Origin of the sequence: Streptomyces sp. BK79 (genome assembly GCF_044142145.1) — a bacterium.
Taxonomy (GTDB): domain Bacteria; phylum Actinomycetota; class Actinomycetes; order Streptomycetales; family Streptomycetaceae; genus Streptomyces.
This window is the reverse complement of sequence record NZ_JBHVOC010000011.1, coordinates 30,820-52,224: the sequence shown is the minus strand read 5'-3', so window position 1 is coordinate 52,224 and position 21,405 is coordinate 30,820. Positions and strand designations below refer to the sequence as shown.

Genomic DNA, 21,405 nt, shown 5'->3' with positions numbered 1-21,405 from the left:
GCAGTTCTGTACCGGAGCGGCAAGCTCCCCGCGCCCACGTCCTCAGCGCAACCGGGGGAGTACCTCGGCCCCGAGCCGCCGTACGTTCTCCTCGGTCGCCGCGAGGTCGCCGGAACCCTCGACGAGCAGGGCGAAGCGGCTGATGCCGGTCCGCTCGCCGGTCGCCGCGAGCCGGTCGGCGCACAGCCGGGGCGGGCCCACCGGGTGCAGTCCGCAGAGGAGTTCGGTGTACGCGTGCGGGTCGCGCATCCGCCGGGGACGGCCGTCCACCGTGACGTGGGCGCCCAGGCCCTGGCGCAGCCAGCCGGGCATGGCCTTCAGCAGCGTCTCCGCCGCGTCCGCGCGCCGGTCCGCGATCTGGCAGACCCCGGCCGACACGTGGGCCGCGCCCTCGATCTCCTCCGCCGGCCGCCCGGCGTCGCGGGCGTGCCGCCGCCACAGGGCGACCATCTCGGCCTTCTCCTCGTCACCGACGTGCATCCCGAGCAGCATCGGCAGTCCGCGCTCGGCGGCCGTGCGCACGCTCGCCGGGGACGTGCAGGCGACGACGACCTCGGGACCCGCGCCCTCCGTCAGCGACTCGGAGGGGCGCGGGACGACGGGCACCTCGCGGAAGCTGAAGCGCTCTCCACAGGCGCCGACGGCCGGTTCGCGCAGCCAGCGCACCAGCAGATCGAGTGACTCGGGGAACCCCTTCTCGTACGCCTCCAGACCGGAGCCGAACACCTCCAGGTCCACCCACGGGCCGCCCCGGCCGACGCCCAGCGAGAACCGGCCGCCGCTCGTGACGTGCAGCAGCGCGGCCTGTTCGCCGAGGGCGACGGGGTGGACGGTGGGCAGCACGCTGACCGCGGTGCCGACCCGGATGCGCCGGGTGCGGCCCAGCAGCAGGGCCGCCAGGGTGACGGCCGACGGGCACGTGCCGTACGGCACGAAGTGGTGCTCGGCCAGCCAGACCGCGTCGAGCCCCGCCTCCTCGGCGACCTCGGCCGAGCGGACCGCGCGGTGCAGCGCCTCACCCTGCCCCTGGCCGGGGAACTGGGCGCCCAGCACGAAACTTCCTACACGCATTGCTCTTCCTGCTTCCTCGGCTCCGACGCGGAGCTCCCCCACAGGGCATAACCGCCTGACACGTGCCGAGGACACGGCCGGGCGGGGAGATTTGCGGATTGTCTGCAGAATCGGCCGCCGCGGGGTGGCCGCCACGGCCCTCGCGCAGACCCGCACGGGGGAGTTGCGGTGTTTGGCGGCGTACGCGTACCCCTGTCCGCGCCGCGTAGGCTGGACACCCCGTACTTCCTGTATAGCTCCGTGAGGTGTCCCGTGTCCCCGCGTCGCAACCGACCCAAGGGAGCCGGTTCGTCCGGCCGGAGCGCCGAGGACGACGGCTCCGGGCGCTACGGAGGCTGGCAGTCGTCGGAGACCTGGCGGGGCGAGGACTGGAGCGTACGGCACGTGGCGGGCGCCAGCGCCCAGGGGAAGTCGTACCGCTGCCCGGGCTGCGACCAGCTGATCCCGGACGGCGTCCCGCACGTCGTGGCCTGGCCGGCGCACTCGGGCGTCGACGAGCGCCGGCACTGGCACCGGTCCTGCTGGAATGCGAAGGACCGCCGCACCACGCGGGTGCAGCGGTCCCGTAACGCGCCGAGGTTCTGAGCGGGCGGGTCAGACGTCGCGCTTCTCCAGCAGCGCGAAGGCACCGCCGAACGCGACGGCCGTCACGACCAGCATGATCCACAGCGGGTCCCAGCCGGACGGGCCGGACTCGCTGAGGGAGTTGGCGTAGAAGATGCTCATCTGGTTCGGGATCGAGTACTCGAACAGCGCCTGCTGCACGTCCTTGAGCGACTCGGTGAACATGAACAGCGCGATCACCAGCGGGGCGAGCAGCGCGCCGATCATGATGGTGATGGCGCCCGCCGAGTGCCGGATGACCGAGCCGATGGCCAGCGACAGCAGTCCGAGCAGCGCGATGTAGAGCGAGACGCCGAAGGTGGCCTTCAGCCACTCGCCGGTCGTCGGATCCTCGATCCCGTTGCCCTGCAGCATCGACGTGTGCAGGAGGGCGACGAGCGCGGAGGACACCAGGGTCACCACGAACGCCACCAGGAAGAAGACGATCGCCTTGGCCGCCAGGACCCGGCCGCGGCTCGGGCAGGCGGTCATCGTGGTCCGCACCATGCCGGTGCCGTACTCCGAGGCGGTGGTCAGCACGCCGAGGGTGATGACGCAGATGCTGCCCAGGAGCAGTCCGAAGAAGCCCAGCTCCAGGGCGTTCGAGCCGGAGAGGTCGGAGGACGAGTTCGCCACCACCACACCGGTCAGCAGGCCGATGCCGACGACCAGCAGGACGAAGACGCCCAGCGTCCACATCGTCGAGCGCACCGTCTTGATCTTCGTCCACTCGGAGGCGAGCGCGTGCCCGAGATGGGTGCGCACCACCGGGATGGGCGAGGTGTAGGCGGGGTACGGCGAACGGTGCGCAGCCTGCTGCCAGTCGGGTGCGGCCTGCGGCATCGGGGGCTGGGGCGTGCTCATCGGGCGTCCTCGGGCTTGGTCGGGTCGGTGACGGGCGCGGGGGCGGGGGCGGGGGCGGGCGAGGGGGTGGCGCCAGGTGCTGCCTGCGGGGCCTGCGGCGCCTGAGGTGTGTGCGGCGCCTGCGGGGCCTGTGCCGCGTACGGGTTGGCGGGCTGTCCGCCCACCGCCGCGCCGCCGGGTCCGCCCGGGGCGCCGTACGGTCCCGCCGGGACCTGACCCGGCGCGCCCTGGGGCGCCGGGAAGGGCTGACCGCCCTGCTGGGGCGGCGGCGGGGCGTACCAGCCGGGCTGGCCCTGCCCGGGCACCGGCATCGGCGGCTGCGCGCCCGGTGGCAGCGGCTGCTGGAGCCCGGCCTTCTGGTCGGCGGTCGACCGGTAGTCGACGACCCCCTGGGTCATCCGCATGTACGCCTCCTCCAGCGAGGCCTGGTGCGGCGACAGCTCCCACAGCCGTACGTCACTGCCGTGCGCGATGTCGCTGATCCAGGGGAGCGGCAGCCCGGTCACCCGCAGCGCGCCGTCCTGCTCGGACATGACGTGCCCGCCCGCCTCGGTCAGCGCGGACGTCAGCTTCTCGCGCACCTGCGGCTCGCCGTCCGGCGTCCGCACCCGCGCGAAGTCGGCGGAGTTGGCCGAGATGAAGTCCGTCACGCTCATGTCGGCCAGCAACTGGCCGCGCCCGATGACGATCAGGTGGTCGGCGGTGAGCGCCATCTCGCTCATCAGGTGCGAGGAGACGAAGACGGTGCGGCCCTCCGCGGCGAGCGCCTTCATCAGGTTGCGCACCCAGTGGATGCCCTCGGGGTCGAGGCCGTTGACCGGCTCGTCGAACAGGAGCACCTGGGGGTCGCCGAGCAGCGCCGCGGCGATGCCGAGCCGCTGCCCCATGCCGAGGGAGAAGCCCTTGGAGCGCCGCTTGGCCACGTCCTGGAGGCCGACCACGCCGAGCACCTCGTCCACGCGCCGGGCCGGGATGCCGGAGAGCTGGGCCAGGCTCAGCAGGTGGTTGCGGGCGGAGCGGCCGCCGTGCACCGCCTTGGCGTCGAGCAGCGCACCGACCTGGCGGGGGGCGTTGGGCAGCTTGCGGTACGGGTGGCCGCCGATCGTCACGTGTCCGGCGGTGGGGTTGTCCAGGCCGAGGATCATGCGCATCGTCGTCGACTTGCCCGAGCCGTTGGGCCCGAGGAAGCCGGTGACGGCACCGGGCCGCACCTGGAAGGACAGATTGTGCACTGCGGTCTTGTCGCCGTAGCGCTTGGTCAGGCCGACAGCCTCGATCATGCTCCGCACCCATCGGAAGGTTCAGGACAGCAGGGCACACGCCCCCGTAAGGGTTAGGAGGATATCCAGGCGCTGACGGTTCCGTTCAAGCCCGGGCAAAATCCGACGCCGTGCGGGGCCTGTCCGAGCACCCCGCCACGGTGTCTACGCGTCCCGCCGCTTCAGCACGACGTACCCGCCGGCCAGCGCGGCGAGGACCCACAGCGCCATGATCCCGAGGCCGCCCCACGGGCCGTAGGGGACGTCGTCGTCGATCGGCGGGACCACCTGCATGATCTTGCTGCCGGCCTGGTCGGGCAGGAAGCGGCCGACCTTCTCGGTCGCGGGGACGTTGCCCAGGATGTTGGAGATCAGGAAGAAGAACGGCATCAGGATGCCCAGCGACAGCATCGGCGAGCGCAGCATCGCGGCGACGCCCATCGAGAACATCGCGATCAGGGTCATGTAGAGGCCCCCGCCGATGACCGCGCGCAGCACGCCCGGATCACCGATCGACGCCTTGAGGTCGCCGAGCATCGCCTGACCGAGGAAGAAGGTGGCGAAGCTGGTGATCATGCTCACGATCAGGGCGAGCCCGGTGGCCACCGCGATCTTGCTGAACAGGAAGGTGCCGCGCCGCGGTACCGCGGCCAGCGAGGTGCGGATCATGCCGGAGCTGTACTCGTTCGCCACGACCAGCACCCCGAACACGATCATCGCCAGCTGGCCCAGGCTCGTCCCGGCGAAGCTGATGAAGGTCGGGTCGAAGGTGAGCCGGTCCTGCTCGCTCATGTTGTCGAACTCGCTCTTCGACAGCGCCGAGATCAGCATGCCGAGGGCGATGGTGACGACCACGGCGAGGCCCAGCGTCCACACGGTGGACGCGACCGAACGGATCTTGGTCCACTCGGACCGGACGACCTGTGTCGCGGCCATGCTCATCCCTTCCTCCACTCGCTGCCCCACTGCTGCTGCTGTTGCGGCGGCACCGGTCCCGGCGGCCGCCCGTCGTGCGCGTGGTACTCCACCGACTCCGCCGTCAGCTGCATGAACGCCTCCTCCAGCGAGGCGCGCTGCGGGCTCAGCTCGTGCAGCACGACCTGGTGCCGCGCCGCCAGCTCGCCGATCGCCTCGGCCTTGTCGCCGTCCACCTCCAGCACCTCGGCGCCGGCCTCCACGACGGTGATGCCCTCGCCGTGCAGCAGGTCGAGCAGCCGCTCGCGCTGCGGGGTGCGGATGCGGACGTAGCTGCGCGAGTTCTCGGCGATGAACTCCGCCATCGAGGTGTCCGCCAGCAGCCTGCCCTGGCCGATGACCACCAGGTGGTCGGCGGTCAGCGCCATCTCGCTCATCAGGTGGGAGGAGACGAAGACCGTACGGCCCTGGGAGGCCAGCGACTTCATCAGGTTGCGGATCCAGTGGATGCCCTCGGGGTCGAGGCCGTTGACCGGCTCGTCGAACATCAGGATCCGCGGGTCGCCGAGGAGGGCGCCGGCGATGCCGAGCCGCTGGCCCATGCCGAGGGAGAAGCCCTTCGTCTTCTTCCGGGCGACCGCCGACAGCCCGACGGTGTCCAGCACCTCGCGCACCCGGCTCGCCGGGATGCCGTTGCTCTGCGCGAGGCACAGCAGGTGGTTGTAGGCGCTGCGCCCGCCGTGCCAGGCCTTGGCCTCCAGCAGCGCGCCGATGTACGTCAGCGGGTCCTCGAGCTGGTCGTAGTGCTTGCCGTCGATCCGGACGTCCCCGGCGGTGGGCCGGTCCAGGCCCAGCACCATCCGCATCGTCGTGGACTTGCCCGCACCGTTCGGTCCGAGGAAGCCCGTGACGATGCCGGGTCTGACGGTGAAGGAGAGATTGTTGACCGCCAGCTTCTCGCCGTACCGCTTGGTCAGCCCCTCGAGCTCGATCATGGCGACCACGCTAGAACGGGACGAAGCCCTCTGCCACCCCGGTGACAGAAGGCTTCGTCCTTGTTCCGCGCTTGTTCGTGTTCCGTGCTCGTTCGGCCGGCGTACGCCCCGCGTCAGCGGGACTGCTGGGCCGGCACCCCGCGGGAGATCGGCTCGTCCTCGGCCGGCGTGCCCGCGGCGGCCACCGCGGCGCCCGTGAGGGTCGCCAGCATCTCGCGCACGTTGGTGAGCTGCGCGTTGATGGAGTCGCGGCGGTTGGTGAGGGCCGCCAGCTCGCGCTCCGATTCCGAACGGATCCGGTCCGCCTTGGCGTTGGCGTCGGCCACGATGTCCTCGGCCTGGCGCTGCGCCGTCTCGACGGTCTGGCGGGCGCGGCGCTCGGCGTCCGTGCGCAGCTTCTCCGCCTCCAGGCGCAGCTGCTCCGCGCGGTGCTCGATCTCCGCGAGGCGCTTCTCGGCCTTGGCCTGACGCGAGGCCAGGTCCCGCTCGGACTGCTCGCGGCGCTTGGCGAGGTTCGTCTCGAAGTCGGCGGCGGCCTGCGCGGCCTTGGCGCGGGTCTCCTCGAAGAGGGCGTCCGCCTCCTCGCGCTTGGACTGCGCGTCCTTCTGCGCCTCGGAACGCAGCTGCGACGCGTCGCCCTTGGCCTTCTCGACGATCCGGACGCCCTCGTCCTCGGCCTTGGCCTTGCGCTCCGCGGCGTACGACTCCGCGTCGTTGCGCACCTGCTGGGCCGCCGACTCGGCGAGCTCACGGTGCTGCTCGGCCGCGCGCCGGGCCTCCTCGCGCAGGTCCTTCGCCTCTTCCTCGGCGAGCCGCAGGATCTTCTCGACCCGGGCACCGAGACCGGCGTACGACGGCTCTGCGTCGTTCACCTGGGCCTGGGCGTTCTGGGTTTCGAGGTGGAGCTCCTCGATGCGCTTTTCCAGAGCGGTGATGCGGGCGAGAGCGCTGTCACGGTCGGAGACGAGCTTGGAGATACGTTCGTCCACCTGAGCGCGGTCGTACCCACGCCGCACAAGCTCGAAGCCGTAGGGGGAAGTGTCGCTCATGGGGTTCCTGTCGAAAGAGACCGGTGAGGTGATAGAGGGAATCCTAGGCGCCAATGCGGTGTGTCATCGAGCGGATGCACGTTTGATACGGAGAATGACACCTCTTTCGGGTGGCTGACGCGCCGATGGCTTGCCAAAGTTCTGGTCAAGGGTTCGCTCGAGCGGCGGGGGCGGACGTCGCCAAAAATCTCCATCAGACAGGCGATCCGCCCCGCGCGCTACCCGTCTGACGACTTGCCACCCGATCGTGGGGCGCCCACCGTCGCCGACGCCTTGACCCCGTTGTCCTTGCCGCCGCCCGCCGGCGCCTCGAAGGACTCCAGTGCCTCCAGCACGTCCTGCACCCGGGAGATCTCGGCGTTGATGTCTTCGCGGCGCCGCACCAGGATCTCCAGCTCGCGCTTGCCCTCCTCGACCGTCTGCCGGGCCTCGCGGACCGCCTCGGCCTTGAGCTCCTCGGCCTCCCGGACCAGCGTGGCCTTCTTCTGCTCGGCCTCCTTGAGCAGCCCCTCGGCCTTCTTGACGGCGGCGATGCGCACCTTGCCCGCCTCGGAGTTGGCCTCCGACACCAGCTCCTTGGCCTTCGCCTCCGCCTTGGCCAGCTGCTCCTCGGCGGCCTTGACGAGCGCGTCGCACCGGTCGCCGGCCGACTTCATCGTCTCGGCGGCCTCGCGGCGGGCCCGCTCGTGCAACTCCTCGATCTCCGAGGTGAGGCGCTCGCGCAGCTCCTCCGCGCGCTCCCTGATGGCGGTCGCGTCCCGGCGTGCGCCCACCAGCAGCTCGTCCGCGTCCGTACGGGCCTTCTCCACCCGGGTGTTGCCCTCGACCGTCGCCTCGGCGACGATCCGGTCGGCCTCCGCGCGGGCGGCGCCGACCATCGTGTCGGCCTGCGACTCGGCGTCCGCGGTGGCCTTCTGCGCCTGCTGCTGCGCCTCGGTGAGCAGCTTGTCGGCCTCGGCCGCGGTCTCCGTGATGAGCGTGTCGACCTGCTCGGCCGCCTCGGAGCGCCGCTTGTTGGCGTCCTTGCGGGCCTCGTCGAGGGTGCGCTCGGCCTCCTCGCGGGCGGCCGTGGTGACCCGCTCGGCCTCCGCCGCGGCCTCGGCCCTGACCCGCTCGGCCTCGGTACGGACGCGCTCGGCGTGCTGCTGCGCGGAACCGACCGTCTCGGCGGCCTCGGCCCGCAGCCGCTCCGCCTCCCCGGTGGCGTCCGAGACCAGCTGCTCGGCGCGGGCGCTCGCCTCGGCCCGCACCCGCTCGGCCTCGGCGACCGTCTCCGTGCGCAGCCGCTCCGCCTCGCCGGCCGCCTCCGCCCTGACCCGCTCGGCCTCGGTGGCCGCCTCGGAGCGGACCCGCTCCGCCTCGGCGACCGTCTCCGTGCGGATCCGGTCGGTCTGGGCGGCCGTCTCGGTGGTGAGCCGCTCCGCCTCGGAACGCGCCTCGGTGATCAGGGTGTCCGCCTGCGTCGCCGCGTCGGACCGGATGCGGTTGGCGTCCTCGCGGGCGTCCGCCCGGGTGCGCGACGCGGCCTGCTCGGCCTCGGCGATGGCGTCGGAGGCCTCCGTGCGCACCCGCTGGGCGTGCTCGGAGACGTCGGTGCGGATCCGGTCGGCCTCGGCGATGGCCTCGGACACCGTCCGCTCGGCCAGCGCCTTGGCGGCCTCCGTCTCCTCCCGCGCCTCGCGCCGCAGCCGCCCGGCGTCCTCGCTCGCGCGCTCGCGCTCCGCGTAGGCGTCGGCGCGGACCCGGTCCGCCTCCTCCTCGGCCTCGCGCCGGGTGCGCTCGGCCGCGTGCTCGGCGGCGCTGCGCAGCCCGGTGATCTCCTCCTGGGCCTGCTCGTGCAGCCCGGCGACGGACTCCCGTACCTGGGTCGCGTGCTGCTCGGCGGCCGACACCATCTCGGTGGCGCGCCGGTCGGCCTCCTCCACCAGCCGGGTCGCCTCGGCCTGCGCCTCCTCCACGCGCGTGCGCGCCGAGGCCAGCAGCTCCTCGCTCTGCTCGCGGGCCCGCTCACGCTCCTGGCCGGCCTCCTGGCGGGCGGCGCCGAGCAGCTCCTCGGCCTCGCGGCGGCGCCGGGCGGCCTCCTCCTGCGCGGCGGCCAGCGTCTCGGACGCCTCGGCGGCGATGCGCTCGGCGGCGGTCTGCGCCTCCGCCCGCACCCGGTCGGCGCTCTCCTGCGCCTCCGTCTTCAGCCGCTCCGCCTCGTTCGCCGCCTCCGACCTCAGGCGTACGGCGACGGCCTCGCCCTCCGCGCGGGAGGCGGACGCGTCCGCGGCGGCCTCGGTGCGCAGCCGCTCGGCCTCGGTCTCGGCCTGCTGCTGGAGCGTACGGATCCGCTCCGCGGCCTCGGTGCGCAGCCGCTCGCTCTCCTCGGCGGCCTCGCGGCGGATCCGCTCGCCCTCCTCGCGGGCCTCGGTCAGCGCCTGCTCGGCGGCCGTGCGGCGCTCCTCGGCCTCGGTCTGGAGCCGCGTCAGCTCCTCGGCGGCCTCCGCCCGCCGGGCCTCGACGGCCCGCTCGGTCTCCTCGCGCAGCTCGCGGGCGGCCCGCTCGGCCTCCGCCTGCAGCTCCTCGACCCGCTCGGCGGCCTCCGCGCGGTGCCGCTCGGCCTCCGCGCGGGTGCGCTCCAGGGTCTCCTCGGCCTGCCGGCGCAGCGTCGTCGCCCGCTCGATGGCCTCGGTGCGGACCTTCTCGCTGTCCGCCGTCGCGGTCCGGCGCAGCTCGTCCGCGTCCGCCTTGGCCTTGGCGAGCAGTTCCTCGGCGGTCCTGGCCGCCTCCTCGATCTGCGCCACGGCCTCCTTGCGGGCCTCCGCGCGGATCTTCTCGCCCTCGGCGACGGCGTCGGCGCGCAGCTGCTCGGCCTCGCCCCGCAGCCGGCGCGCCTCCTCCTGCAGCTCGACCGTCTTGGCCCGGTACTCCTTGGTGTCGTCCTTCGCCGCGCCCTTGAGCTGCTCGGCGATGTCGTGCGCCTCGGCCCGCAGCCGGTCCGCCTCGGCCTCGGCCTCGGAGCGGATCCGCTCGGCCTCCTCGGTGGCGGCCCTCGTGGTGCGCTTGGCGTCCTGAGACGCCTTGTTCAGCACGTCCTCGGCGGTCTTGGCGGCCTTGGACAGCTGGGTGGCCGACTCCTCGGCGGTGAGCGTACGGGCCTTCTCGGCGGCCTCGGCGACGATCTTCTCGGCCTCGGCGCGGGCGTCCGCGACCAGCTGCTCGGCCTCGGACTTCGTCGACTCGGCGTCCTTGGTGGCCTCGCTGACCAGGCGGGCGACCTGCTCCTTGGCGGTGCGGGTGCGCTGCTCGTTGGTCTGCTCGGCGCTCGCGAGGGCCTTGGCCGCGGCCTCCCTGGCCTCGGCGACCACCTTCTCGGCCTCGGACTGCGCCTTGCGCAGCGCCTCCTCGGCCTCGGACATCCGCTGCTCGGCGGCCCGGCTCAGCTCCTGGACCTGGCGGCGGGTGGACTCCGACTCCGTGGCGGTGGAGGTGCGCAGCTGTTCGGCGTGGTCGGTGGCCTCCTGCGCCTGCGTGGAGGCGGCGTTCAGCAGCCGCTCGGCGTCGGTGCGGGCGCGGCGCAGGATCTGCTCGGCCTCGGCGCGGGCGCTCTCGGCGTCACTGCGCAGCCGCTGCCGGGCCTCGGAGGTCAGCCGCTCGGCCTCCGCGCGGGCCGCGGCCAGCGCCTGGTCGGCCTCGGCCCGGGACTCGTCGAGCAGCCGGCGGGCCTGCTGCTCGGTGCGGGCCCGCAGCTGCTCCGCCCACGCCACGTTCTCGTTGACGTGCGACTCGACGGTCTGCCGGCGCTCGGCCAGCTCCTGGTCGAGCTGCTGGCGCCGGGTCACGGCCTCCTGGTGCAGCTCCGCCTGGAGCCGGGCCGCCTGCTCGGCGTGCTCCTGGAGGATGCGCTGGGTCTGCGCGCGGGCCTGGCTCAGCTCCCGCTCGGCGTCCGCGCGCAGCTGGTCGGCCTGCGTCTGCGCGTTGCGCAGCAACTGCTCGGCCTGGTACCCGATGTCGCCGCCGTCGAAGGCGGGCCGGGACATGATGGTGCGCCGCGCCTCGTGCAACTTGGCGCGCAGCACCTCGACCTGGTAGCCGAGGTCCTCGGCGTGCTGGATCGCCTTTTCCCGCTCGGTCTTCAGCCGCTTCATCTCGGCCTCGAACCGAGAGAGGTGGTCGACGTCAGCCGCCGGCTCTCGCTCCTGGCTCTCGTAGCCCCGCACTGCGCGGTCCCATCCGTCCCCTGGTCGCAAAACTCTCCGAACGAGCTCCGTCCGTCCGCAGGACGGGGCCCCCGGGGAATGGTGTCAGATCAACGGCGGAGCACGCGCTTCTGCCCCGGCGTTCGCCCCCCGAAACACGACCCCGGCGGTCCCGCCACCACTGAAACGGCAGGACCGGGTCACCCTGGACTGAGCGGCGACCGCACCCAACCCTACCGGCCCCTATGTACGAGGGTCAGTGCTCAGGTGACTCAACGGCCGCCGATGTGACGAGTTCTGTCAGTACGCCGTGGCAGTCCTTGGGGTGCAGGAAGGTGATCCGCGACCCCATGGAACCGCGCCGGGGCTCGTCGTACAGAACGCGTACGCCCTTGCCCCGGATGTCCGCGGCGTCCCCGTCCACGTCCGCCGTGCCGAAGGCGATGTGGTGGACGCCCTCGCCGTTCTTGGCGAGCCACTTGCCGACCGCGGAGTCCTCGCGGGTGGGCTCCAGCAGCTGGAGGTACGAGGACCCGCCGTCCGGCGTATCGTTGATCTTGAGCATGGCCTCGCGCACGCCCTGTTCCTCGTTGATCTCGGTGTGGAACACCTCGAAGCCATAGGTGGCACGGTAGAACTCGACGGTCGCGTCGAGGTCGTGGCAGGCGATTCCGATGTGGTCGATTCGCGTCAGCATGAAATCAGTGCAGCGCTCCGGAGGTGGTTACGCAACGTGCGCGCGATCACACCGACCGCCGGGTGACGGGCGGCATACCGCTCAGTACATTCGAGTAAACCCTCGTTCACTCCTCGGCCTGTGCGGGCCGGAAAAGGGGATCGCAGCTCATGTCTTCCGAAACTTCTGGAACGAACGGCACGACCTCCGTCATCGTCGCGGGTGCCCGCACCCCGATGGGGCGGCTGCTCGGCTCGCTGAAGTCCTTCTCCGGGGCCGACCTCGGCGGCTTCGCGATCAAGGCCGCCCTCGACCGCGCGGGGATCTCCGGCGACCAGGTCCAGTACGTGATCATGGGCCAGGTGCTCCAGGCCGGCGCCGGGCAGATCCCGGCCCGCCAGGCCGCCGTCAAGGCCGGCATCCCCATGAACGTCCCGGCGCTCACGGTCAACAAGGTCTGCCTCTCCGGCCTCGACGCCATCGCGCTCGCCGACCAGCTCATTCGCGCCGGTGAATTCGACGTGGTGGTGGCCGGCGGCCAGGAGTCCATGACCAACGCCCCGCACCTGCTGCCCAAGTCCCGCGAGGGCTACAAGTACGGCGCGGTCCAGATGCTCGACGCCATGGCGCACGACGGTCTGACCGACTCCTTCGAGGGCATCGCCATGGGCGAGTCGACGGAGAAGCACAACACCCGCCTCGGCATCGAGCGCGCCGCCCAGGACGAGATCGCCGCCCTGTCCCACCAGCGCGCCGCCGCCGCCCAGAAGAACGGGATCTACGAGGCCGAGATCACCCCGGTCGAGATCCCGCAGCGCAAGGGCGACCCGGTGCTGTTCAGCCAGGACGAGGGCATCCGCGGCGACACCACCGCCGAGTCGCTCGGCAGGCTGCGCCCGGCGTTCTCGAAGGACGGCACGATCACCGCCGGCTCCTCCTCGCAGATCTCCGACGGCGCCGCGGCCGTGGTGGTCATGAGCAAGGCCAAGGCGCAGGAGCTGGGCCTGGAGTGGATCGCGGAGATCGGCGCCCACGGCAACGTGGCCGGCCCCGACAACTCTTTGCAGTCGCAGCCCTCCAACGCCATCCGGCACGCCCTGAAGAAGGAGGGGCTGGAGGTTTCGGACCTCGACCTGATCGAGATCAACGAGGCCTTCGCGGCCGTCGCCGTGCAGTCGATGAAGGACCTCGGCGTGTCCACCGAAAAGGTGAACGTCAACGGTGGTGCGATCGCCCTGGGGCACCCGATCGGCATGTCCGGCGCCCGCCTCGTGCTGCACCTCGCCCTGGAGCTGAAGCGGCGCGGCGGCGGTGTCGGCGCGGCGGCGCTGTGCGGCGGCGGCGGTCAGGGCGACGCGCTGATCGTGCGGGTGCCCAAGGCCTGACCCCGGGTCACCGGGCAGGGACCCGGGTACCGACCCGGGTGACGACCCGGGTGACGACTTCTCACTGAACGGAGCTGTGATGCAGGACGTCTCCTCGCTGGTCGCCCAGGCCAGGGAAGGCCGGCCGCGGGCCGTGGCCCGGCTGATCTCCCTGGTGGAGGGGGCGTCCCCGCAGCTCAGGGAGGTCATGGCGACCCTCGCGCCGCTGACCGGCGGGGCGTACGTGGTCGGTCTGACGGGGTCGCCGGGCGTCGGCAAGTCGACCTCCACCTCGGCGCTGGTGACGGCGTATCGCAAGCAGGGCAAGCGGGTCGGCGTCCTGGCCGTCGACCCGTCCTCCCCCTTCTCGGGCGGCGCCCTGCTCGGCGACCGCGTCCGCATGTCGGAGCACGCCTCCGACCCGGGCGTCTACATCCGCTCGATGGCGACGCGCGGCCACCTCGGCGGCCTCGCCTGGGCGGCGCCGCAGGCCATCCGGGTGCTGGACGCGGCGGGCTGTGACGTGATCCTGGTCGAGACGGTGGGCGTGGGTCAGTCGGAGGTCGAGATCGCCTCCCAGGCCGACACCTCCGTCGTCCTCCTCGCCCCGGGCATGGGCGACGGCATCCAGGCGGCCAAGGCCGGGATCCTGGAGATCGGCGACGTCTACGTCGTGAACAAGGCCGACCGCGACGGCGCGGACGCGACCGCCCGCGAGCTGAACCACATGCTGGGCCTGGGCGAATCCCGCGGCCCCGGCGACTGGCGCCCGCCGATCGTGAAGACGGTCGCCGCGCGCGGCGAGGGCGTCGACGAGGTGGTCGAGGCCCTGGAGAAGCACCGCGCCTGGATGGAGGAGCGGAACGTGCTGGCCGAACGCCGCCGGGCGCGGGCGGCCCGCGAGGTCGAGACCATCGCCGTCACCACCCTGCGCGAACGCATCGGCGACCTGCACGGCGACCGCCGCCTCGGCGCACTGGCGGAACGCATCGTGGCGGGCCAGCTCGACCCGTACCGCGCGGCGGACGAACTGGTGGCGGGGCTCACCCAGGGCTGACCGGACACGCCCCGGCGCGGTGCCCGGTTCCGGCGGGCGCCGAGCCCGTTTCCAGCGGACGCCGAGTGCGCGTGGTGCCGGCGTGGAGCGTGTTCCGCGTCGGCGTGGATCGCGCGTGGACCCCGTTTCGAGCCGATGCCGAGGCGAGGCGGAGTACGCCGAAGGGCGCGGCGAGGGGGCGGCGGAAAGGCGAGGGAAAAAGCGGCGGAGAAAATGGCGTGCCCCCGGACGGGTCCCGCTGTACGTTGCTCGGCGTGTTCCTCCTCTTGGCATAGGGCCCGCCCCGCACGCGACCGCCGCATCCGGCCGTCGCGTGCTTCGGCGTCCCCTCGTCGCCTGCCTCCTGAGGAACCTCTCGCGTGTCCACGTCTTCCGCGCGGCCGTCGTACGCCGCGGTACTCCGCGTTCCCCATGCCCGCCGCACCTTCGCGGCCGCCCTCGTCGGCCGGCTGTCGTACGGCACGGTCTCCCTGTCCCTGATGCTCGCCCTGACCCGTGCCACCGGGTCGTACGCCGTGGCCGGCGCCGTCATGGCGCTCTTCGGCGCGACGAGCGTCTTCCTGTCTCCCTGGCGCGCGGCACTCGTCGACCGGCACGGCCCGCGCCGGGCCCTGCTCCCCATGGCCCTGCTCCACGCCGTGCTGCTGTGCGCGCTGGCCGCGGTCTGCCGTCCGGGCGCGCCCGCGTCCGCCCTCGCGGTGACCGCGGCCCTCGCGGGTTCCTGCACGCCCCCGCTCGGCCCCACGATGCGCGCGGTCTGGGCCGAACTGCTCCCGGACCGGGCGATGTTGCGGCGCGCCTACAGCCTGGACGGCGTCGCCGAGGAACTGCTCTTCGTCTCGGGCCCGCTCCTGGTCGGTGTGCTGGTCGGCGTCGCCCCGCCGGCCGCCGGCGTCGTGCTGAGCGCGCTGCTGGTGGCGGTGGGCACCCTCGCCTTCGTCAGGTCCCCGGCGGCCGTGCCGCGCCCCCCGGCGGAGCGCGGGAAGGACGCGTCCGCGCCGGCCGGCCGAGGGGGAGAGGGACAGCGGAGTGCCCTGCTGCAGCCCGTCGCCGTCGCCGCGTGCGTCGGCGTCTCGGTGAGCGCCGTGGACCTCCTCGTCGTCGCCTTCGCCGGGCGGCACGGCTCGGGGGACGGCACCGCCGCCTGGGTGCTGGCGGCGTTGTCGGCGGGCAGTGCGGTCGGCGGACTGCTCAACGGCGCCCTCGCCTGGCGCGCCTCCGCCCGCGCCCGGCTCCCGCTCTACGCGGTGGGCCTCGGTCTCTGCCTGGCCGTCGCGGGCCTCGCCCCCGGTGTCGGCACGCTGGCCGCGGCGGTCGCCTGCGCGGGGTTCTTCGTGGCGCCGGCGCTGACGACGGCGTACCTGGTCGCCGAGGAGAGCGCGGCGCCCGGCTTCCGGGTCCGGGCGGGAGCCTGGTGCAACACGGCCGTGAACGCGGGGATGTCCGCGGGTGCCGCCGCGGTGGGCCTGCTGGTGGAACGGCTGCCCCTGGCGGTGTGCTTCGCGGTGTCCGGCGCGGTCGCCGTGGCGGCGGCGCTGGTGCCGGGGCGCCGCCGCGCACGGTCCGCCGGGCGGGCGGGGGCCGGTCAGTCGTCGTCGGAGTCCGAGTCGGAGTCGGAGCCCGAATCGTCCGACCGGGACGAGTCCGAGCGGTCGGCCGTGACCTTGCCGGACGCCGGGTCGACCCGCCAGTCGCGCTCGCCCTTGCCGGAGGAGCGGGTCTCGACCTCCCAGGACGCCTCGCCGTCGCCGTAGTGGCCGTCGTCGTCCAACTCCACGGACGTCACGGTCCCGTGGGCGGCGGCGGCCTTCGCGGCCTCGGCGGCGTCCACGGAGGTGCCCTTCAGCGCGGCCCGGACCTCGTCGGTGTCGTCCTCGTCGTCCTTCTCCGAGCCGAGGACCTTGCCGCCGGCCGGGTCGATCCGGACGCTGTGCCAGGTGCCGTCGCCGGCGAGGACCTCGACCTCCCAGGCCGCGCGCTCGCCGTCGTCGTCACCGTCCTCGTCGTCCAGTTCGGCGGAGACGGCGGTGCCGGGTGTGCCGGGTGCCTCCCGCAGGGCGGCGGCGACGGCGTCGGCCGCCGTCACCTTCGCGGCGGCGGCAGGGGCGGCGTCGTCGCGGTCGTCGGCGTCCCGGTCGTCACCGGCGTCGTCCGCGTCGTCCGCGTCGTCCCGCGCGTCGTCGTCCGAAGCGCGGGCGTCCGCCGACTGGCGCGTCGTACCCGGGTCGTCGTCCCCCGAGGTCGCCAGCGCCGTCGCCGTACCGCCTCCGATCAGTGCGGCGGCGGTGACGACGGCGATCACGATGTTGCGCTTCATGCGGCTTCCTCCCGAGTCGTACAGGCTTGGTCGAGTCGCTGTGCTTTCGACGCCTTCACTGTCGCGGACCGACGCTGAGGCCGAGCTGAAGCCGCCTGAAGGCTTCTTCAGCTTCCTTTTGGGACCCTTCACCCATGCGCCTGTTGATCGTGGAGGACGAGAAGCGCCTCGCCGTGTCGCTCGCCAAGGGCCTCACCGCCGAGGGGTACGCCGTGGACGTCGTCCACGACGGCCGGGAGGGACTGCACCGGGCCGGCGAGGGCGTGTACGACCTCGTCATCCTCGACATCATGCTGCCCGGCCTCAACGGCTACCGGGTCTGCGCCGCCCTGCGCGCCGCCGGGCACGACGTGCCGATCCTGATGCTCACCGCCAAGGACGGCGAGTACGACGAGGCGGAGGGCCTGGACACGGGCGCGGACGACTACCTCACCAAGCCCTTCTCGTACGTCGTCCTCGTCGCCCGCGTGAAGGCCCTGCTGCGGCGCCGGGCCCAGGGCGGCGCGGCCTCGCCCGTGCACGTCCACGGGGACCTGAAGGTCGACACCGCCGCCCGCCGGGTGTTCCTGGACGAGCGCGAAGTCACCCTCACCGCGAAGGAGTTCGCCGTACTGGAGCAGCTCGTGGTGCGGGCCGGGCAGGTCGTGTCCAAGGCGGAGATCCTGGAGCACGTCTGGGACTTCGCCTACGACGGCGACCCCAACATCGTCGAGGTGTACGTCAGCGCCCTGCGCCGCAAGCTGCGGGCCGGTCTCATCCGGACCGTGCGCGGCGCCGGCTACCGGCTGGAGGGCGAGCGGTGAGCCGGTTCCTCGGGTCGGTGCGGGCGCGGGCCACGCTCGGCGCCACCCTCGTGGTCGCCGTCGCCCTGGTCGCGGCCGGCACCGCCGTCCTGCTGTCCCTGCGCTCCAACCTGCTCGGCGAGGCCGGCACCCAGGCGGAGCGCTCCGCGCGGGAGGTCGCCGCCGAGCTGGCCGTCGGGACGCCGTACGGCGACCTGTCGCTGGACGTGGACGACCGCCCGGTGCAGGTCGTCGACGAGGACGGCAGGCTGGTGGCGGCCGGCGAGGACCTGGAACGGATCAGCGGCACCGGCGTCGACGCGGTGGAGCCGCGGCCCACGCCCGCCCCCACCGGCGACGGCGACGGTGACGGCGACTCGGACGACGACGGCGACTCGGACGACGGCGACTCCGGCGACTCCGGCGAGTCGCTCGAGCCCGGTGAGATCGGCGCGCGCACCACCGTCAGCGACGGCTCCGCGACCATCGACGGCGACACGGAGGACTACCGCTTCGCCGCCGTGCCCGTCGAGACCCGGGACGGAGAGCAGCTCACCGTCTACGCCGGTGCCCCGCTGTCCGCCGAGCACGGCGCCGTGCGCACCGCGCTGACCGTCATGCTGATCGGCTTCCCGCTGCTGCTCGCGGTGGTCGCCTGGGTGACCTGGCTGGTCACCGGGCGGGCGCTGCGCCCGGTGGAGGGCATCCGCCGGGAGATGGCCGCGATCACCGCCAGCGAGGACCTGGCGCGCCGCGTCCCCGTGCCGGGCACGCACGACGAGGTCGCCCGGCTCGCCTCGACCACCAACGAGACGCTGGCGGCGCTGGAGACCTCGGTGGAGCGGCAGCGGCGCTTCGTCGCCGACGCCTCGCACGAGCTGCGCAGCCCCATCGCCTCCCTGCGCACCCAGCTGGAGGTGGCCGCCGCCCACCCCGAACTGCTGGATCTGGACGGCGCCGTGGAGGACACCGTACGGCTGCAGCGGCTCGCGGCCGACCTGTTGCTGCTGGCCAGGCTGGACGCGGGGGAGCGGCCCGCCGACGCGCACGTCGACCTCGCGGCGCTGGCGCGGGAGGAGGCCGGGGACCGGGCCGGGGTCCAGGTGCGGGCCGAGGACGACGTGCCGGTCGCCGGGTCGCGCGGGCAGCTGGGCCGGGTGCTGGCCAACCTGCTGGACAACGCCCAGCGGCACGCCCGTTCGGCGGTGGAGGTGTCCGTGCGGCGGGACGGGGGGACGGCCGTGATCGCGGTGGCGGACGACGGGGAGGGCGTGCCGGCGGCTGACCGGGAGCGGATCTTCGAGCGGTTCGTCCGGCTCGACGCCGCCCGCAGCCGCGACGACGGCGGCGCCGGGCTGGGCCTGGCCATCGCCCGCGACGTCGTCGTACGGCACGGCGGCACGCTCACCGTCCACGACGCGCCGGCAGGCGGGGCCCTGTTCGAGCTCCGCCTGCCGGGTGCCTGGTAGCGCTTGGTCAGGCCCTGGTGGCCCGCGCGGACGTGATCAGGCGCGTCCCCGCTGGGCGCGCAGGTGCTCCGCGATGGGCTTGAGCGCCTTGTCGAGGTCCGTCAGGGTCTCGGGGGCCAGCAGGTCGATGAAGTGCCTGCGGACCGAGGCCACGTGGTGCGGCGCGACCTTCCGCATCGTCTCCAGGCCGTGCTCGGTGAGGACGGCGTAGAGCCCGCGGCGGTCGGACTCGCAGTTCTCCCGCCGGACCAGGTGCGCGTTCTCCATGCGGGTGATCTGGTGGGAGAGGCGGCTCTTGGACTGCATCGTGGCCGTGGCCAGGTCGCTCATCCGCATTCTGTCGCCCTCCGACTCGGAGAGGTTCACCAGGATCTCGTAGTCGTTCATCGTCAGGCCGAACGGCTGCAGGTCCTTCTCGAGCTGGTGCGTCAACAGCCTGTTGACCTCCAGGTGGGTGCGCCAGGCACACTGCTCCGTATCGGTCAGCCAGCGGGTGGCCGTCTCGGTCTCCATGAATGAAGTCTACCTAAAATGTTGAAAGGCGAACTAGTGAGGGGTGGTCCGTGACGGTGACGGTGCGCACGCGTTCGACGTCACACTCCGCAGATTACCGCTCACAGCCCGAAGCGGCGCTGGAGGTCCCCCAGCTGTCCGGGAAGCCCCGGTGCCCCCGACCGGCCTCCCGGTGCTCCGGACGCCCCGCCGCCGGGCACTCCCGCCTGCTGCGGAGTGGCCCCCGTCGCCTGCTCCGCCATCAGCGTCTCGCTCGATTGCAGCAGCACCGTCCCCGCCCCCGCGAACTCGAACTGGTGCTCCTCCCCGGAGGCCCCGCCCAGGCCCGTCATCGCACGTAGACCGCCCATCAGGCCGGTCATGTACCCGTGGTCGTAGTGATGGCACGGCGACGGGCAGTCGGCCCAGCCGACCAGGGCCTGGGGGTCGACCCGGATCGGGGGTTCCATGAACACCACCGGACCGTTCGACGCGGCCACGAACTTTCCGGTTCCGAGCAGGGTCAGGAAACCCGGCACGATCGACTGCTTGAGGGCGAGACTTGGCTGAAAAGCAAGGAGGTTGCCCGAGCGAATGGTCAGGTTGCCGTCCTCCAGGTCGTACGAATTCACGTCGAAGGCCCGGTCGGCGAGGAGCATCTTGCCCGAACCCTCGGCCACGACCCAGTCGCTCGCGTGCAGAGGCGAATGGAACGACGTGCGCACCAGACGGTCCAACCGCCCGTGCCCGATCCCGTTGAACTCGATCGTCCCGTAGTAGGCGATCATCTTCCCCTTCTGCAGGAACCACCGGCTCCCCTTCAGCTCCACGCAGAAGGTGTACGCGTTGACGTTGTCATCGGCCGGCAGCGTCGCCGGGTCGTGGTGGACCGTGCTCACAGCTTCTCCTCCGACGCCTGGACGAACACCGTGCCGCTGCCGCTCAGCTCCAGCTGGAACGCCTCGCCGGAGCCCCGCCCCACCATGTCCCGCCAGCCCATCGCCGTGGACAGCTTGTTGCGGACGTCGCCGTGGTGGGCGACGTAGGCCTGCGGGTCGACGCGTACCGGCCGCTGCGGAGTGATCGGGATCTCGAAGACACCGCCGTGGGCCATCACCGCCACCGAGCCGTGTCCCTTCAGCGTCGTCGTGAACAGCCCCTGCCCGCTGACCTGCCCGCGCACCATGCCCATCACCCCGCCCTGCGAGCCCAGGAACACCGTGCCCTGCCGCAGCGTGCCCTCGAAGGCGAGGAGGCGGTCCGCCTCGACGTACAGGGTGTCGCCGGCGAGGTTGATCACCTGGACGTGGTGCCCGCCGTGCCCGAAGAGCACCGTGCCGCTGCCCTCGACGGTCATCAGCGGCGTGTCCTCGTTCGCCACCCGGCGCCCGATCATCGACATGACGCCGCCCTGGCCGCCGGCCGTGTTCGGGGTGAAGGACACCTCGCCCTGGTAGGCGAGCATCGCCCCGCGCTGACTGAACAGCCGCTGCCCGGGTGCCACGGTCGCCCGGACCATCTTCGCGTTGATCTCCTCGAAGGCCATGGTCAGACATCCCCCGCGATCGTGTTCCGCTCGCTCGGCTGCACGTAGACCAGGCCGTCGCCCTCGAAGCGGATCTGGAAGGCCTCGCCGCCGCCCTCCCCGAAGAGCGTGCGGAACGTCACACCCGACTGGAAGGACTGCCGCAGGTTCCCCTGGTGCGCGACATACGCCCCCGGGTCGACGGTCAGCGGGTACTGCGCGCTGACCCGCAGCACCACCGCCGGGCCGTCCGACATGATCGCCGCCTGCCCGTGCCCCTCGACCGTCGTCGTGAACAGCCCGTTGCCCTGGGAGGCGCCGCGCGTGCCCGTGAAGCTGGTGCCGGTCCGCAGCCCGGCGTCGGCCGCCAGGAAGTTGCTGGACTCGACGTACAGCGTGTCGCCCTGGAGACCCACGAGGGTGATCTCCGAGGCCCGGTCCGCGAACCAGCAGGTCCCGTGCCCCTTCACCTCCATCACCGTCATCTGCTCGCCGGTGATCCGCCGGGTCACCATGCCCCGGATCCCCTCACCGCCGCCGCTCAGCTTCTTGAAGGCCATCTCCCCGTCGTACGCGACCATCGAGCCGTTCTTCGCCTTCACGGCGTCCCCGGTCATGTCGACGGCGAGTACCTTGCTGTCTTGAAGTCGGAACATCGCCACAAATGGGAAAGGTAGCCCGCCGGGCGCCCCCGCCGACAGGGCCCCGACCCCCTCACCCGGGCGCGTCGGGCGTTTGCCACAATGGACGCGCGCTTGTGCGCACGTTCACAAACCGCCGCGCGCC

General features: G+C 72.8%; 18 protein-coding genes and 1 pseudogene. 6 read left to right on the top strand and 13 right to left on the bottom strand.

Going from position 1 to position 21,405, the window contains the following annotated elements; all coding sequences use genetic code 11:
- Window positions 1-42: 42 nt before the first annotated feature.
- Entirely contained in the window at window positions 43-1,071 is a 1,029-nt protein-coding gene (locus tag ACFIF2_RS15530; protein WP_395573229.1) for an LLM class flavin-dependent oxidoreductase, read from the bottom strand.
- Between the two features lie 252 nt (window positions 1,072-1,323).
- Between ACFIF2_RS15530 and ACFIF2_RS15525 the strand changes: the two genes are divergently transcribed.
- A complete protein-coding gene (locus ACFIF2_RS15525; protein ID WP_395573228.1) occupies window positions 1,324-1,656 on the top strand; it encodes an ATP/GTP-binding protein in 333 nt (110 codons plus the stop codon).
- A gap of 9 nt (window positions 1,657-1,665) precedes the next feature.
- Here ACFIF2_RS15525 and ACFIF2_RS15520 read toward each other — a convergent pair whose 3' ends face one another.
- The 7 genes from ACFIF2_RS15520 to mce all read right to left on the bottom strand — a co-directional run bounded on the left by ACFIF2_RS15520 (window position 1,666) and on the right by mce (window position 11,634).
- On the bottom strand, window positions 1,666-2,538 hold the full coding sequence (locus ACFIF2_RS15520; RefSeq protein ID WP_395573227.1) for an ABC transporter permease: 873 nt from the start codon (window positions 2,536-2,538) through the stop codon (window positions 1,666-1,668).
- Window positions 2,535-3,818, bottom strand: coding sequence for an ABC transporter ATP-binding protein (locus ACFIF2_RS15515; RefSeq protein ID WP_395573226.1), 1,284 nt, complete (start codon window positions 3,816-3,818; stop codon window positions 2,535-2,537). The genes ACFIF2_RS15520 and ACFIF2_RS15515 overlap by 4 nt, the downstream gene beginning before the upstream one ends.
- A 144-nt stretch (window positions 3,819-3,962) precedes the next feature.
- A complete protein-coding gene (locus ACFIF2_RS15510) occupies window positions 3,963-4,739 on the bottom strand; it encodes an ABC transporter permease (protein WP_395573225.1) in 777 nt (258 codons plus the stop codon).
- Window positions 4,736-5,707 carry an ABC transporter ATP-binding protein gene (locus tag ACFIF2_RS15505; protein ID WP_395573224.1) on the bottom strand — a complete coding sequence of 324 codons (972 nt, stop codon included), beginning with the start codon at window positions 5,705-5,707 and terminating at the stop codon, window positions 4,736-4,738. The genes ACFIF2_RS15510 and ACFIF2_RS15505 overlap by 4 nt, the downstream gene beginning before the upstream one ends.
- 113 nt (window positions 5,708-5,820) lie before the next feature.
- A complete protein-coding gene (locus ACFIF2_RS15500) occupies window positions 5,821-6,756 on the bottom strand; it encodes a cellulose-binding protein (RefSeq protein ID WP_395573223.1) in 936 nt (311 codons plus the stop codon).
- A 218-nt stretch (window positions 6,757-6,974) separates the two neighbouring features.
- Window positions 6,975-10,958: a polarized growth protein Scy gene (gene scy, locus ACFIF2_RS15495; protein ID WP_395573222.1), complete on the bottom strand. Its 3,984-nt coding sequence runs from the start codon at window positions 10,956-10,958 to the stop codon at window positions 6,975-6,977.
- Between the two features lie 235 nt (window positions 10,959-11,193).
- On the bottom strand, window positions 11,194-11,634 hold the full coding sequence (mce, locus tag ACFIF2_RS15490) for a methylmalonyl-CoA epimerase (protein WP_395573221.1): 441 nt from the start codon (window positions 11,632-11,634) through the stop codon (window positions 11,194-11,196).
- Window positions 11,635-11,783: 149 nt separating this feature from the next.
- On the opposite strand from mce, the gene ACFIF2_RS15485 reads away from it, so the two are divergent.
- The 3 genes from ACFIF2_RS15485 (at window position 11,784) to ACFIF2_RS15475 (ending at window position 15,788) form a co-directional block, all read left to right on the top strand.
- Entirely contained in the window at window positions 11,784-12,998 is a 1,215-nt protein-coding gene (locus ACFIF2_RS15485; RefSeq protein ID WP_395573220.1) for an acetyl-CoA C-acetyltransferase, read from the top strand.
- A gap of 79 nt (window positions 12,999-13,077) precedes the next feature.
- Window positions 13,078-14,034, top strand: a complete 957-nt coding sequence (meaB, locus tag ACFIF2_RS15480; protein ID WP_395573219.1) for a methylmalonyl Co-A mutase-associated GTPase MeaB — start codon at window positions 13,078-13,080, stop codon at window positions 14,032-14,034.
- A 359-nt stretch (window positions 14,035-14,393) separates the two neighbouring features.
- Window positions 14,394-15,788: an MFS transporter gene (locus ACFIF2_RS15475; RefSeq protein ID WP_395573218.1), complete on the top strand. Its 1,395-nt coding sequence runs from the start codon at window positions 14,394-14,396 to the stop codon at window positions 15,786-15,788.
- On the opposite strand, the pseudogene ACFIF2_RS15470 reads toward ACFIF2_RS15475, so the two are convergent.
- Window positions 15,746-16,351, bottom strand: a pseudogene (locus ACFIF2_RS15470) (PepSY domain-containing protein); the annotation flags it as partial. The gene ACFIF2_RS15475 and the pseudogene ACFIF2_RS15470 sit on opposite strands and share 43 nt — an antisense overlap.
- 134 nt (window positions 16,352-16,485) lie before the next feature.
- Here ACFIF2_RS15470 and ACFIF2_RS15465 point away from each other — a divergent pair.
- Together ACFIF2_RS15465 and ACFIF2_RS15460 are read left to right on the top strand one after the other, a co-directional pair.
- Window positions 16,486-17,154: a response regulator transcription factor gene (locus tag ACFIF2_RS15465; protein WP_395573217.1), complete on the top strand. Its 669-nt coding sequence runs from the start codon at window positions 16,486-16,488 to the stop codon at window positions 17,152-17,154.
- Window positions 17,151-18,602, top strand: a complete 1,452-nt coding sequence (locus ACFIF2_RS15460; RefSeq protein ID WP_395573216.1) for a sensor histidine kinase — start codon at window positions 17,151-17,153, stop codon at window positions 18,600-18,602. Before ACFIF2_RS15465 ends, ACFIF2_RS15460 begins: the two co-directional genes overlap by 4 nt.
- 36 nt (window positions 18,603-18,638) lie before the next feature.
- Here the strand turns inward: ACFIF2_RS15460 and ACFIF2_RS15455 are convergent, their stop codons facing one another.
- The 4 genes from ACFIF2_RS15455 to ACFIF2_RS15440 form a co-directional block, all read right to left on the bottom strand.
- A complete protein-coding gene (locus ACFIF2_RS15455) occupies window positions 18,639-19,115 on the bottom strand; it encodes a MarR family winged helix-turn-helix transcriptional regulator (RefSeq protein ID WP_395573215.1) in 477 nt (158 codons plus the stop codon).
- A 101-nt stretch (window positions 19,116-19,216) separates the two neighbouring features.
- Window positions 19,217-19,993, bottom strand: a complete 777-nt coding sequence (locus tag ACFIF2_RS15450; RefSeq protein ID WP_395573214.1) for an AIM24 family protein — start codon at window positions 19,991-19,993, stop codon at window positions 19,217-19,219.
- Complete coding sequence (locus tag ACFIF2_RS15445; protein WP_395573213.1) at window positions 19,990-20,640, bottom strand: AIM24 family protein; 651 nt, start codon at window positions 20,638-20,640, stop codon at window positions 19,990-19,992. The genes ACFIF2_RS15450 and ACFIF2_RS15445 overlap by 4 nt, the downstream gene beginning before the upstream one ends.
- Before the next feature lie 2 nt (window positions 20,641-20,642).
- Window positions 20,643-21,275, bottom strand: coding sequence for an AIM24 family protein (locus ACFIF2_RS15440; protein WP_395573212.1), 633 nt, complete (start codon window positions 21,273-21,275; stop codon window positions 20,643-20,645).
- Between the last annotated feature and the right edge of the window lie 130 nt (window positions 21,276-21,405).